The 13,680-nt window shown below is 67.7% G+C and carries 14 protein-coding genes; 7 read left to right on the top strand and 7 right to left on the bottom strand.

The window, feature by feature from the left end; all coding sequences use genetic code 11:
- Window positions 1-434 precede the first annotated feature (434 nt).
- A complete protein-coding gene (locus P5G46_RS14235; RefSeq protein WP_260026872.1) occupies window positions 435-1,178 on the bottom strand; it encodes a VIT1/CCC1 transporter family protein in 744 nt (247 codons plus the stop codon).
- Window positions 1,179-1,414: 236 nt separating this feature from the next.
- On the opposite strand from P5G46_RS14235, the gene P5G46_RS14230 reads away from it, so the two are divergent.
- From P5G46_RS14230 to chrA, 7 genes are all read left to right on the top strand, one after another.
- Window positions 1,415-2,746, top strand: a complete 1,332-nt coding sequence (locus tag P5G46_RS14230; RefSeq protein ID WP_282502679.1) for a ferredoxin reductase family protein — start codon at window positions 1,415-1,417, stop codon at window positions 2,744-2,746.
- A 275-nt stretch (window positions 2,747-3,021) separates the two neighbouring features.
- Window positions 3,022-3,246 carry an FMN-binding protein gene (locus tag P5G46_RS14225; RefSeq protein ID WP_311200160.1) on the top strand — a complete coding sequence of 75 codons (225 nt, stop codon included), beginning with the start codon at window positions 3,022-3,024 and terminating at the stop codon, window positions 3,244-3,246.
- 2 nt (window positions 3,247-3,248) lie between these two features.
- A complete protein-coding gene (locus P5G46_RS14220) occupies window positions 3,249-4,010 on the top strand; it encodes an FAD:protein FMN transferase (RefSeq protein WP_269268748.1) in 762 nt (253 codons plus the stop codon).
- 29 nt (window positions 4,011-4,039) lie between these two features.
- Window positions 4,040-4,708 carry a response regulator transcription factor gene (locus tag P5G46_RS14215; protein ID WP_260026865.1) on the top strand — a complete coding sequence of 223 codons (669 nt, stop codon included), beginning with the start codon at window positions 4,040-4,042 and terminating at the stop codon, window positions 4,706-4,708.
- A gap of 80 nt (window positions 4,709-4,788) precedes the next feature.
- Window positions 4,789-5,949 (top strand): sensor histidine kinase, encoded by a 1,161-nt coding sequence (locus tag P5G46_RS14210; RefSeq protein WP_260026862.1) that lies wholly within the window; start codon window positions 4,789-4,791, stop codon window positions 5,947-5,949.
- 56 nt (window positions 5,950-6,005) lie between these two features.
- A complete protein-coding gene (locus P5G46_RS14205; RefSeq protein WP_269268751.1) occupies window positions 6,006-6,338 on the top strand; it encodes a PadR family transcriptional regulator in 333 nt (110 codons plus the stop codon).
- On the top strand, window positions 6,335-7,561 hold the full coding sequence (chrA, locus tag P5G46_RS14200; protein WP_408905931.1) for a chromate efflux transporter: 1,227 nt from the start codon (window positions 6,335-6,337) through the stop codon (window positions 7,559-7,561). The genes P5G46_RS14205 and chrA overlap by 4 nt, the downstream gene beginning before the upstream one ends.
- Before the next feature lie 323 nt (window positions 7,562-7,884).
- On the opposite strand, the gene P5G46_RS14195 is transcribed toward chrA, so the two are convergent.
- From P5G46_RS14195 to P5G46_RS14170, 6 genes are all read right to left on the bottom strand, one after another.
- A protein-coding gene (locus P5G46_RS14195; RefSeq protein ID WP_408905930.1) for an IS5 family transposase occupies window positions 7,885-8,812 on the bottom strand; the annotation gives its coding sequence in 2 pieces (ribosomal slippage) (window positions 7,885-8,439 and window positions 8,441-8,812; 927 coding nt in all).
- Window positions 8,813-8,858: 46 nt separating this feature from the next.
- Window positions 8,859-9,758: a helix-turn-helix domain-containing protein gene (locus tag P5G46_RS14190; protein ID WP_408905955.1), complete on the bottom strand. Its 900-nt coding sequence runs from the start codon at window positions 9,756-9,758 to the stop codon at window positions 8,859-8,861.
- 250 nt (window positions 9,759-10,008) lie between these two features.
- On the bottom strand, window positions 10,009-10,326 hold the full coding sequence (locus tag P5G46_RS14185; protein ID WP_408905929.1) for a metal-sensitive transcriptional regulator: 318 nt from the start codon (window positions 10,324-10,326) through the stop codon (window positions 10,009-10,011).
- 58 nt (window positions 10,327-10,384) lie between these two features.
- On the bottom strand, window positions 10,385-12,634 hold the full coding sequence (locus P5G46_RS14180; protein ID WP_408905928.1) for a heavy metal translocating P-type ATPase: 2,250 nt from the start codon (window positions 12,632-12,634) through the stop codon (window positions 10,385-10,387).
- A 58-nt stretch (window positions 12,635-12,692) separates the two neighbouring features.
- Window positions 12,693-13,286, bottom strand: coding sequence for a YdhK family protein (locus P5G46_RS14175; RefSeq protein WP_408905927.1), 594 nt, complete (start codon window positions 13,284-13,286; stop codon window positions 12,693-12,695).
- Window positions 13,287-13,401: 115 nt separating this feature from the next.
- Window positions 13,402-13,677: a hypothetical protein gene (locus P5G46_RS14170; protein ID WP_408905926.1), complete on the bottom strand. Its 276-nt coding sequence runs from the start codon at window positions 13,675-13,677 to the stop codon at window positions 13,402-13,404.
- Between the last annotated feature and the right edge of the window lie 3 nt (window positions 13,678-13,680).

The following is a 13,680-nucleotide window of genomic DNA, read 5'->3' as shown; positions in this document are numbered from 1 at the left end:
CATGCCTCGCCGGCGTGCTTGGAGGTTGCGACCACTTGCATGATCGCGGGAAACGAGGTCGCGAAGACGGCTATTGCCTAGGCCCGCTCCTCCGGATCCTCGGGCACTTGGGGCGCTGGAAGCACATCTCGGGTGAAGCCCCACATGCGTGTGGAGAGCGCATGCTCAACGATGACCGCCGTCGGGATTGCAGTCATGGCGGTGCGCATATCTGGATGCGATGGTCTCGTCGGCCTGACCGACGAATCTGGAGTCTGGTACTGGCTGAAGCAGCAACGGTCTCCCTCCTCCGCATCGTCGGGCTCGTCCTCCTTGCAAACCTTACAACGGTGCTGAATAAGCCACCGGAACTTGCAGCATTCCTTGGCTGCTCCGCTTCATAAGCGGCTGATGGGCACCGGTGACCGCGAACGGGAGCAGATCCTCGCTCAGTATCAGGCCACTCCCGAGGCGCCCAGGAGCACCCCGACCCCGTAGGTGGCGGCGAGTGCGAGGGCGCCGCCGGTGACGACGCGGATCATGGCGCGGGGTCGGGAGCTGCCGCCGATGTGTGCGGAGATGGCGCCGGTGATGGCGAGGGCGATGAGGACGGCCGCGAAGGTCACCGGAACACGCCACTCTGGCGGGGGTAGGAGGATGGCGAGCATGGGGAGGATCGCGCCGATCGTGAACGCGGCTGCGGAACCGACCGCCGCGTGCCAGGGGCTCACGACGTCGTCCTGGTCGATGTTGAGCTCGGCTGATAGGTGCGCGGCAAGGGCGTCGTGCGCGGTGAGCTCCACGGCTACCTGTCGTGCGGTCTGCTCGCTGAGCCCACGGGCCCGGTAGAGCCCGGTGAGCTCGTCGAGCTCTTCCTCCGGCATGTCGCGCAGTTCCTGCCGTTCCTTCGCGATCAGGGCGCGTTCGCTGTCGCTCTGGCTGCTGACGGAGACGTACTCGCCGAGGGCCATCGAGATCGCACCCCCGACCAACCCCGCCAGCCCGGCGGTGAGGATGGGCCCGGAGGCGGTGGTCGCGCCGGCGACGCCGACCACGATCGCGGCAACAGAGACGATGCCGTCATTTGCGCCGAGCACGCCGGCACGCAGCCAGTTCAACCGTTGCGCAATGCCGCCGCGATGCGGCTCATCGGGGTGCGGCTGGAGCGCGGGGTTGTCTGCGGGCAGATCTGTCGACATGACCCCAACATAAGCACCGCTGGTCCCGGTGAGCAACGTTGGTGAGGCTAAGCGTGCCGCGGCCAGGCGGCTAAGAATCCTGGAAGAAAGGAGGGGGATCGTGGGAACTGTCGATAGCCGGAGCTACGCGAAGTGAGTTGAGAATGGCGACAGATACGGCCCCCCTTTCACGGGCGGCAACGTTCCGCACTGACGATACGGTTGCGCGGGTCCGGCGGGTCCGCACTCGTCGACGGATGCGCGCGGCCGACCTGATGGTTGTTGCGGTCTGGCTGTCGGTCGCCGTCGCGATCTCCCTGTGGCTCGCCTACGGCGGGATGAACCAGGTCACCGATCCCGCTTCCGCGATCACCGCGCTCGGCATCGTCACGGGACTTGTGGGTACCGACCTGATCCTGGTGATGCTGGTGCTCGCCGCTCGCATTCCGGCGATCGACCGCGTCTTCGGCCAGGACAAGGCGATGGCCCTCCACCGCAGGCTCGGCAAGCCCGCCCTCTCACTGATCCTCGCCCACGCAGCCCTCCTCACCGTCGGTTACGCGATGAGCGACGGGTCGAACGTGGTTGCCGAGACGATCGGGTTCCTCCAGAGCAAGGACCTGCTGCTCGCCTATCTCGGGTTCGGGCTGCTCGTCGCGGTCGTGGTCACTTCGCTCGTCGCCGTCCGCCGTCGCTTCTCCTATGAGGCCTGGCATCTGATCCACTTGCTCAGCTACCTCGCCGTGCTGGTCGCCGTGCCTCACCAGCTGAGCGCGGGCGGTGTGCTCGCCGAAGGCACCGGACAGCGGGTGTACTGGCTCGCCCTGTACGTGCTCGCGTTCGGTTCGATCGGTGTCTTCCGCTTCCTGGTGCCGATGATCCGCAGCGCGCGTCACGGCATCCGCGTCGCCGGGGTCGAGCAGGTCGCTCCGGGTGTCGTGTCGCTCCACCTCACGGGGCGGAACCTGGATCGGCTGCACACGGCCGGCGGCCAGTACGCGATTTGGCGGTTCTGGACGGGTGCGACGTGGTGGCATGCGCATCCCATCTCCTTCTCCGCTGTGCCGACCGCCACGACGGCGCGCATCACAGTGCGTGACCTCGGGCGCGGCAGTGCCGCGATCGGACGCGTGCGTCCGGGCGCGCGCGTCTCGATCGAAGGTCCGTACGGTGTCTTCACTGACGCGCACCGGGTCGCTCCGAAGCTCGCAGTCGTCGCGGCGGGCATCGGCATCACGCCGATCCGATCCCTGCTGGAGCATTCCCCGCTCAGTCCGGGTGAAGCCACCGTCGTCCTCCGCGGCACCGATTCCACCCAGAGCTACCTGTGGAGCGAGATCGGCGCACTGCCCAGCATGCGCGGCAATACCGTGTATACGATGCTCGGTGCACGGCCTCCGGGCCTTGCCACCTGGATGTCTGCCGAGGCGCTGTCGCGTGGGGTGACGATCACCTCGGCGTTCCCTGACTTGCTGCGCTCGGACCTTTACGTGTGCGGGCCGCAGGCGTGGACGGATCTGGTGATTCGCGATGCCCGCGCCGCAGGATTGCGGGAAGCGCAGATCCACGTGGAGAGGTTCGACTGGTGAGGGCGCGCGCTACGATACTGGGCGCCCTGTCCTCGATTGCCGTACTCGCGGTCGGTTGGCAGCTCGGCGCTGATGGCCAGCAGTCAGAGACAACGACATCCGATACGGCTGCCGGATCAGCACCGACTTCGACTGTCACGCCGTCGGCGGATGCCGGAAGCAGCACAGCGACGCCCGCACCGACACCCAGTGCGTCCGCGTCGGAGACCACGACGTCAGCTGTCTCGGGGACTTTCACGGGGACATCCGTTCATACGCGTTTCGGTGACGTCCAGGTGCAGATCACCGTGCAGGACGGCATCCTCAGCGACGTGACCGCGCTGCAGCTCACCGACCAGGATTCCCGGTCGGTGTCGATCAGCAACCGCGCTGCCCCGATCCTTCGTCAGGAAGTCCTGTCCGCACAATCAGCGAACGTGCACAGCGTCTCAGGTGCCACCTACACGAGCAACGCCTACCTGACCTCGCTCCAGTCCGCCCTCGACCAGGCTGGACTGTGACCGTGACGACGCATGTGTTCAACACGATGGGCACGACGGCGAGCCTCCGCTTCGCGGGGCCGGTGCCGAGCGATGAGGTGCTGCTCCAGGTGGAAGATGCCTTCGCCGAGTTCGACCGCCGGTTCAGCCTCTACCGTGCCGACTCAGAGCTCAGCCGCATCGCGACAGGGGAGTTGACGCTCGCGCACTCCAGCGATGCCGTGCGCGACTGCTACAGGGAGGCGATGATGTGGTCGCATCGTACGGCTGGCGTGTTCACGTCTCACCGGCCGGACGGTGTCCTGGATCTGTCCGGCATCGTGAAAGCCGCGGCCATCGCAGCGGCTGGCACCATTCTCGACACCTTCGGCATGCCCTCCTGGGTGCTCAACGTCGGCGGCGACATCCTCACCCGCGGCAGCATCAACGGCTCCGCGTGGCGGATCGGGATCACAGACCCCGACGCCCGAACATCCCTCCTGTGCGCCCTCGAAGTGCAGAACCCACGGCAGGCGGTGGCCACCTCCGGCACCGCAGAACGCGGCGAGCACATCTGGCGAGCCCCGGCTACATCGGACACTCTCGTCCGTTACCGGCAGGTGACGGTCGTCGCCGATGACATCGTCACCGCCGATGTGCTTGCGACCGCGATCCTGGCCGGCGGTCCTCAGTGGTGCGACGACATCCTCGACCGGTTCGACGTCGACGCCCTCACCGTCGACGACCACGGGGGGATCACCGCATCGCCCGGGCTGCGGGAAGCCGCAAGCCTAATCCTCGGATGAGCGCGTCAGGCCCTGCCTATACTGCGATCATGCCCGAGCGTGCGCGGATCCTGCTCGTCGAAGACGACGCCCGCCTCGCCGGCATGCTCGAGCAGTTGCTGCGCTCCGAGGGGTATGACACCGTCCTTGCCCGCGACGGGCAGCGAGCCTTGCACGAAGGACTGACTCAGAGCTTCGATGCCATGATCCTGGACCGTGGCCTGCCGGCTATCGAGGGTCTCGACGTGCTCAACAGGCTCCGCAACCGCGGCGTGCTCACCCCTGCGCTGATCCTGTCCGCCCTCAGCAACCCCGCCGACCGTGTGGAGGGGCTGGACCGGGGAGCCGAGGACTACCTCGGCAAGCCGTTCGACATTGACGAACTCCTCGCCCGGATCCGCGCGCTGCTGCGCAGACATCTCAACATCGTGCCCACGCTTCCCCTCCCAAACGGAGCCCTGGACACGAGGAGCCGCACCGTCACGACTCGCGACGGTGACACGATCGACCTCTCCGAGCGGGAATCTCAACTCCTCGAGCACCTCGCACGCCGACCCTCGCAGATCTTCGAACGGCACGATCTGCTCGGCACGGTGTTCCCCGATGCGGACGATCCTGGCGTGATCGACACCTACGTGCACTATCTGCGCAGAAAACTCGGCCGCGAATCGGTGAAAACGATCCGCGGCATCGGCTACCAACTGGGACCGCTCCGGTGATGGCGCGCAGGCCTCGCGACCCGGAGGATCTCCGGGGCGCCGCGCTACGACTCACCGCCCAGTTCACCGCGCTCGTCCTCGTGGTGCTCGTCGTCGTCGGCGGGGTCGTCTTCGCGATCGTGAGCAGCAGCATCGCCGAGGCCAGCGAGCATGCGCTGCGCGCCGCCACCCAACTCGACTCCAGGAAGGATGCCGCCTCCGGCACCTTTGTGACCATCGTCGATACTCACAGCGGCGGCCAGATCGTCACGTCCGAGAGTATGCCCGACGGCCTGCTCGACACCGCCGCGATCCAATCCGTCGAAGCTGGCGGCGGGGACCAGCGATCCGAACGCACCGTCGACGGTCGCACCTACGCGCTGCTCACCACCGCCGATGGGGACCACGACCGCGTCATCCAGGTCGCTATCGATCAGCACGAGACAGCTGAGGAGCTCAGTCGTCTTTCGGCCGCGCTTCTTGTCGGCGGTGTGATCGCAGTCGTGCTCTCGTTCGCCGCGTCGTATCTGATGGCGAAGCGTGCCATGCGGCCCCTCGCCGATGCGCTGGCACTCCAGCGCCGCTTCGTCGCAGACGCCAGCCACGAGCTCCGTACCCCCCTCACCCTCCTCAGTACCCGTGCCCAGCTGCTCAAACGCAGAGGGCAGGACAGCCTGCCGAGTGACGTCACCGATGCCATCGAGGACGTCGTCACCGACACGAACGCCCTCACCGAAATCCTCGACGACCTCCTTATCGCCGCCGACCCACGAAGCAGCGCGACGCAGGAGCCCGTCGATCTCGTCGCCGTCGCCGACCGGGCCATCGCCCTCCTCGCCGACGACGCGACCGCCCGACACATCGAACTGATACGCACAGGCAAGTCAGGATCGGTAACCGTGACCGGGTCGCCCGCGGCACTCCTGCGCCTCGTCCTCGCACTGTGCACGAACGCGCTCGACCATGCGCAGCACGCCGTCAGCATCACAGTGACGGCGAGCGCGTCCAGAGCGGTCCTAACTGTGACCGATGACGGGCCCGGGTTCGACCCGACGATCGCCGCGACCGCTTTCGAACGATTCTCCAGCAGCCGAGCAGGCACCCGCACCGGCGCTCCGGGCAGCGGCACGCGACACTATGGCCTCGGCCTCGCCCTCGTGAGCGAGATCGCGCGGCGACACCATGGCACCGTCGCCATCGACCACTCGAACTCGGGCGGCACTGTCGTGTGCAGCTTCCCCGTCGCATCGTCGGCGCGTTAAGCACACGTTCACCTGCCCTATCGACATTCGATATCGAACTCCGATAGAAAGCCGGAGTGGCGAGCGAACCTTCCGTTGACGAACTGGAGGAGTACCGTGACCTCCTCGCTGGGCTCGTCAGGATGCACGTGCTGCACCACGCGTCACAGGAAGAGATCTACGGCGCCTGGATGATCGAGGAGCTCGCCAGTCACGGATACCGCCTCTCAGCGGGCACCCTCTACCCCATGCTCCACAGAATGGCCGAAGACGGCTACCTCACCGTACGAACCGAACGAACTGAGCGCGGCATCCGCAAGCTGTACTCCGCGACCGAGAAAGGCCAGCGCGGCCTCGCGGTCGCCCGGCAACGGATGCGTATCTTCACACAGGAAGACACAGGCCGATGACAACGGACACCACCACTCCCGCGCAAGCTAGACAGGGATCCACCCGCGAGGTGCTAGGCGTCTTCGCGAAGCTGGGCGTGACAGCCTTCGGTGGCCCTATCGCCCACCTCGGCTACTTCCGTAACGAGCTGATCCAGCGCCGCCGATGGCTCGATGACAACCAGTACGGTGACCTCGTCGCCCTCAGCCAGTTCCTGCCCGGCCCCGCATCCAGTCAGGTCGGCTTCGGCCTCGGCCTCTTCCGCGCCGGCCCCGCCGGCGCGATCGCCGCGTTCCTCTCCTTCACACTGCCCTCCGCCGCCTTGATGGTGGCCTTCGCCTACGGCGCGCCGCTGTTCGAGGGCATCGTGGGCGGCGGCATCCTTACCGGCCTCAAGATCGTCGCCGTCGCAATCGTCGCTCAGGCCGTGCTCGGCATGGCGAGAACACTCACCCCCGACCGGGTGCGCGCCGCCATCGCGGCCCTCGCCGCCACCTGCGCTCTGCTGCTCGCCGGATCGGTCGGGCAGATCGGCGCCATCGTGATCGGCGCGATCGCAGGGCTGATCTTCTGCCGGAGCGCTCTCGCGCCCGCCACCGCGATGATCCGCTTCCCCGTCGCGCGCACAGCCGGCGTGATATGTCTCGTCCTGTTCGTGCTGCTCTTGGTGGGGCTGCCCGTGCTTGCCGCGACCACGCAGTGGGGGGCGGTGCAGCTCTTCGACGCCTTCTACCGTGCGGGAGCTCTGATTTTCGGTGGTGGCCACGTGGTGCTCCCGCTGCTGCAGGCCGGTGTGGTCGACACCGGCTGGATCAGTCCCGACCAGTTCCTCGCCGGCTACGGGGCGGCCCAGGCAGTGCCCGGACCGCTCTTCACCTTCGCCGCCTACCTCGGCACCCTCTCGACCGTCGGTCCAGGCGGTATCGCAGGAGCCGCGATCGCCCTCGCCGGTGTGTTCCTGCCGGGGCTCCTGCTGCTCACCGGAGTGCTCCCGTTCTGGAACGCGTTCCGTTCCCGCCCCTGGGCCCAGGCCCTGATGCGCGGAGCGAACGCCGCCGTGGTCGGCATCCTCGCCGCCGCGCTCTACGACCCGGTCTTCACCACCGCCATCACCGGCCCGGAGCCCTTCGTGCTCGCACTGATCTGCTTCGTTCTCCTCATCACCTGGCGGGCACCCGCCTGGACCGTCGTCATCGTCGGGGCGGCGGGGGGCATCCTGATCGCACTCACCGGCCAGGCGTGACCAATCGCGGTTCGAGTGCTGTGGCAACCATCCGCTGCCGAGCAGACTTCGACGATGTGGCCGCTCGCGCGTGGGCAGATCGAGCAGGACACGGAGGTGCCTCGATGCCGCACGTGTGCAACGTTACGGTGCTGCTCGACGCGCGAAGTAGCGGAGCCATGGAACAGGGCTGGTGCCAACGAGCGGGGCGACTCCCCCCAAGTGCAACTGTGTTCCATGACCTCTGTAGTCCACGGCCTCGAACTCGTCGGGCGTTGCTGACGGCATGATGAACACGCCCACAGGATGCGGCGACGACCGAGGGCGAAGTAAGAGTTGAAGCACTAGGGTGTGTCTCCTATATGGCGTAGCCAGGTGAGGATTGCGCTGATGGTGACGGCGGCCCGGTAGGTGATGGCGAGTTTGTCGTAGCGGGTGGCGAGGCCGCGCCATTGCTTGGCGAGAGCGAAGGATCGTTCGACGACGTTGCGACCGCGGTAGGCGGCGGCGTCGAACCCGGGTGGTCGGCCACCGCGGTGTCCGCGGCGTTTGCGGGCGGCGATCTGGTCGCTCTTCTCCGGGATGACGGCCCGGATTCCGCGGCGGCGGAGCTCAGTCCGGGTCACGCCGGAGGTGTAGGCACGGTCGGCGATGATCGCGTCGGGGCGAGTGCGCGGACGCCCCGGGCCGAGTCGGGGGACGTGGATCTCGGCGAGGACTTCCATGAGCATGGCGCCGTCGTTGCGCTGCCCGCCGGTGATGACCATCGCCAGCGGCCGGCCGCGGCCGTCGACGGCCTGGTGGATCTTGGTGGTCAGCCCGCCGCGGGACCGCCCGATCCCGTGCCCAGCCGGTTCAACCTCGTGCCACGGCAGATTCTTGTGATTCGATCCTGCCCCCTGTGTCCTGCTCAGGTCGGGTGGTGTTCGTCGCGTGCTGGTGCGCACGCGCGATTGTGGCGTCCACCGATACCGACCAGTCGATCTTCCCTGCCGCGTCGGCGTCGGCGAGGATCCGCGCGAGAACACGGTCCCACGTGCCGTCGCCGGCGTAGCGGCGGTGCCGCTTCCATACCGTCTGCCATGGCCCGAACTCGCCGCGCGGCAGATCACGCCACGGGATCCCGGTCCGGTACCGGTAGGCGATGCCCTCGACCACGCGGCGGCTGTCACCGAACGGGTGACCCCGCCGGCCCTCGTTCGAGGGCAGCAGCGGTGCGATCCGCTCCCACTGCTCGTCCGTGAACACCTTCAACCGAGAATCAGACCCCACCCGACCGGACTGCCGCGAGCCTCACGATCCATATGGGAGACACGCCCTAGGCCGCAGCCCGTTCTCGGACCAGTTCGCGGTAGCGAGCCGGGGTGACTCCGACCGCTTGGCGGAACAGTCGGGCGGCATGGCCGCGGCTATGCCAACCGACATCGCGCATCGCGGTCTCAATCGGCAGTTCAGTCTCCCGCAACAATCGGGCGAGGTGTTCGGCACGCACGGTCATCAGGTACGCCATCGGCGACTTTCCGTAGGCATCGACGAACACGCGCCCCAGCTGAGATGGAGACAGGTGCACCGCCTCCGCAAGCGCACCGAGCGTCCACCTTTCCGCCGGCGCCCCGCGCAGAAGCTCAACCACTGCGCGCGCCTCAGCCCGCAGCGGCAAGAGGCGACGCAGATGTGGCGAACCAGGGTGGGTGGCCCTGCGTTGGGTCAGTGACCGTCGCACCGGTGTGGTCTTCACGTAGGGCGCGATCACGTCCAGTACCGCGAACAGCAGCGCTTGCATCCGGTAAAACCGTTCCGGTGACGGGCCGTCGAGGCTGAGCGTCACCAGCTCGTCGAGCCACGGCATTAACATCCCCGCGCGGTCCTCGCCAAGGCGGAGCACCTGCGCCGGCTCGGAGTACAGCTCCTCGGCAAAGTCCCGCGCATCGAGTCGATCAGCCAACAGGGCTGCGTGTTGCCAGAAGACCTGATCGACAACGTAATCCCGGTCGAGGTAGAGCGTGGTAACCGTGATCGAGCCTTCAGGCTCACTCCCGCATAGTGTGTTCGCGCCAAGTGCCACGACGTCACCGACTGCAACGGGTCTCTCGCCGAACTCGCTGAGCAGGACTGCCGATCCGCGGCGGACGAAGATCAACTTCACACAGTCGTAGGCCAGGGGCGGGATCGGTGCGTAGATGCTCTGACTACGAGCAAGGATTGGCCCACGCATCATCTTCGTGTCGCGCCGCACTCGCTTCCGCGACGGTCAGCGGCACGCGACCGCGCAGCGTCCTTCCTCGCATTGTGCTCTCCAGCGTTCCGCGTGGCTCGTGCGAAGGTCGCTCATCGATCATCCGTTTCGCGAGCGAACCGGACGGTGACGAGCCAGCGCATCACCTGGCAGCACCGATGGGCCGACAACTCGATGTCACGAACAGCGAGAGAGGGTATGAGGGTGCGTAGGAGGTCGAGCATCGCGAGCCTTAGGACTTCACGAGGCGCGCGATGGCGTCGGAGGCTTCCTTGATCTTGGCCTCGGCGCGTCCGTCGCCGTAGCGGATCGCTGCGGTGACGCAGTGCTTGAGATGGTCGTCGAGGAGCCCCAGGGCTACGTTCTCCAAGGCTGCGGTGACCGCGCTGATCTGGGTGAGGATGTCAATGCAGTAGGCGTCCTCGTCGACCATGCGGTGGATGCCACGGCCCTGTCCCTCGATGCGCTTGAGGCGAGCGAGGTAGCGGTCCTTGTCGCTGATGTAGCCGTGCCCGGTCGGGGACGGTGGCGTCGGGATGGTGGTCGTCATAGTGGTGCTCCTTTCCATGTCTACCTGGGGCGATGCCCGGTCGCCTTTAACCGGCTGGTCATGGCGCCGGTGTGCGGTCGAGTATTTTGGCGGTGCTGGCGGCCGGGGTGAGATCGAGACGTCGCAACAGCTGGGCGTTGAGGGCGACGACGACGGTGGACGCGGACATGAGGATCGCGCCGATGCTCATGGGCAGCACGAACCCGATCGGTGCTAGGACGCCTGCGGCCAGCGGCACGGAGATGAGGTTGTAGCCGGCGGCCCACCAGAGGTTCTGCTTCATCTTGCGGTAGCTCGCTCGGGAGAGGTCGATGACGGAGAGCACCGAGCGGGGGTCGGAGGAGGCGAGGATGACTCCGGCTGAGCCGATGGCGACATCGGTGCCGGCGCCGATGGCGATGCCGACATCGGCTTGGGCGAGGGCGGGGGCATCGTTGACGCCGTCGCCGACCATCGCGACCTTCCTGCCCTCGTCCTGCAGCTCTTTGACGTTGGCGGCCTTGTCCTCGGGTCGGACTCCGGCGAAGACCCGGTCGATGCCGAGCTCGGCGGCGACAGTGTCGGCGACGGCCTGCGCGTCGCCGGTGATCATCACGACCTGTACGCCGGCAGCGTGGAGGGCATCGACGGCGTCCTTGGACTCGGGCCGGATCTCGTCGGCCAGCCGCAGGGCGCCGATGACCTCGCCATCGGCGAGGACGTGCAGGATGATCGCCCCCTCCGCCCGCCAGGTGTCGGCAACGGGCAGTTCATCGAGTCCGTGCTGTTCGAGCAGGTACGGACCCCCGACCTCGATCACCGTGGCCTTGACAGTCGCCTTGACCCCGACGGCCGGCGAGGAGGAGAAGTCGCGAGCTTGAGGGACGTCGAGGTCGCGTTCCTTCGCGGCGCTGGTGATGGCGCGTGCCAAGGGGTGTTCGCTGTCGGCCTCTGCGGCGGCGGCCAGCGCCAGGATCTCGTCACCGTCGTGGCCTCCGGCGGGCTCGATGGCGGTGACGGTGGGCTCGCCCTTGGTGAGGGTGCCGGTCTTGTCGAAGAGGACCGCGTCGACGGTGCGCATGGACTCCAGGGCGAGGCGGTCCTTGACGAGAACGCCGCCGCGGGCGGCGCGCTCGGTGGCGATGGAGACCACCAGCGGGATCGCTAGGCCCAGGGCATGGGGGCAGGCGATCACCAGCACGGTGATGGTGCGCACCACCGCGTCGTCAGGCAGGCCGGCCAGCGCCCACACGACGGCGGTGACCGCCGCCGCGCCGAGGGCGAGCCAGAACAGCCAGGCCGCCGCGGTATCGGCGATCCGCTGCGCGCGGGAGGAGGATGCCTGGGCGTCGGCGACGAGCTTCTGGATGCCGGCCAGCGCGGTGTCCTCCCCGGTGGCGGTGACCTCGACCCGAAGGCCGGAGTCGGTCGCGACGGTCCCAGCTACCACGGTGTCACCCACCTGGCGGCGGACGGTCCTGGACTCCCCGGTGACCATCGACTCATCCATCGACGCTGAACCGTCGACGATTCTCCCGTCGGCGGGGACCGCCGAGCCTGGGCGGACGATAACCACGTCGCCGACGGCCAGGTCAGTGGGCGCGACCTTCACGACCTGGTCGCCGTCGACCTTCTCGGCCTCGTCGGGCAGGAGCGCGGCCAGGGAGTCCAGGGCCGAGGTGGTCTGGGCTAGGGAGCGCATCTCGATCCAGTGGCCGAGCAGCATGATGACCACCAGGAGCGCGAGCTCCCACCAGAAGTTCAGCTCATGATCCAGGATGTGCAGCGTCGCGCCCCAGGAGGCGATGAACGCGACCGTGATCGCCAATCCGATCAGCAGCATCATCCCGGGCTTGCGGGAGCGGACCTCGCTCAGTGCACCGGTGAGGAACGGCCAGCCACCCCAGGCGTAGACGATGGTGCCGAGGACGGGCGAGACCCACCACACCCACTCGGCGTCGGGGAGGTGGTAGCCGACGAGGTGGGCGAACATCTCGTTGAACCCGACCACCGGGACTGCGAGGACGAGCATGATCCAGAACAGCCGCCGGAACTGCCCGACATGATCTCCATGACCCGCGTGACCGCTATGCCCACCGTGGTCGCCGTGACCGGAGTGGTGGTCGTTGTTCTGCTGAGCGGCGCCGCTTTCGGAGCGATCTCCGTGCCCGGCGTGCTCCTCGTGGCCGGTGTGGTGAGCATGGTGCTCGTCCCCGACATCCTGGGCGTGCTGCTGATGGCCAGCGTGATCCGCCCGGGCCTGGTCGGTTGGGGCGTGGCCCGTGTGGCCCGTATGGCCCTTGGGGTGGCGGCTGGTGTGTTCGTTCATGTTCGTCTCTCCGGGTGTGCCGACGCTTGTGGCGGCGCTGATCGCGGCGCGTCGGCGTTTAGGAAGCGGGCTGTATCTCGCTCTCGACGACCCACTTGTGGTTGGTCATGGTCATGCCGTCGGCTTCGTAGTCGACGACGTAGACGGTCTCCTCGGTGGAGGAGGCGATCGTGGCCATCGCGCCGTCCATGCCTTCCATGTGTGCGGCGGCAAGGGTGACCTCGGTGCCATCGGCCAGCCGCTCGTCTCCGGCGTCGGCGAGTTCTTCCTGGACGACCCAGCGGTGATCGGTGATGGGGTCGCCACCGGTGGTGGGGGTGTAGTCGACGGAGTACGTGTAGGTGTCGTAGGCGCCCACGATGATCGCGGTCGCGCCGTCCATGCCCTCCATGTGGTCCGCGGCCAGGGTGACCTCGGTGCCGACGGGGTAGGCGGGGTCGGTGGCCTCGGTCATGCCTTCAGGGACCGGGCCGCCGTCGGCCGGGTGGTCCATCCCGCCATGCTCGCCGTGCTCCTGTGAGGAGCCCGCAGGCGAGTCCTCATCCGCGTTGTCGCCAGCGCATCCGGCCAGCACAACGGCGACGCTGAGCAATCCGGCACCGACGACGGCACCCAGACGTCGGTTCGGGGCCCGGTTCACGCGTCTGCTCATGATGTTTCCTTCCTCGTGATCGTTTCGCCAGGTCGTGGGCCGGACGCTGGCCTCGTGCCCGTGTGAATGGTTCTCGGGGCACGAAAGCCAGGACGTCCGGTTGCGTGACCCGGTCTCAGGCCGCGTTCGCGTAACGGTCGGGGTCGGCGTCGAACAGGGGTCCGCAGGCGGCGCAGCACAGCCAGTACCGCTGCCCGTCGTGATCGCGGACCAGGCCGGCCGCCTCGGCGTCGGCCTTGACGACCGGGGTGCCGACCATGACCGGGCACTCGGCCATCTCGGCCGCGGGCGTCTGGGCGAGGGCCTCGGCGCTGGGGCCGTGGCCGCTGCATCCACCGCCTGATGCGCCAGTGCCCGCGGTGTCGGTGTGGTGGTGGTCGTGTGCAGTCATCGG

Source organism: Microbacterium mcarthurae, from assembly GCF_046064585.1.
In the GTDB taxonomy this organism is placed as follows: Bacteria; Actinomycetota; Actinomycetes; order Actinomycetales; family Microbacteriaceae; genus Microbacterium; species Microbacterium mcarthurae.
This window is presented reverse-complemented; position numbering and strand designations above follow the sequence as displayed.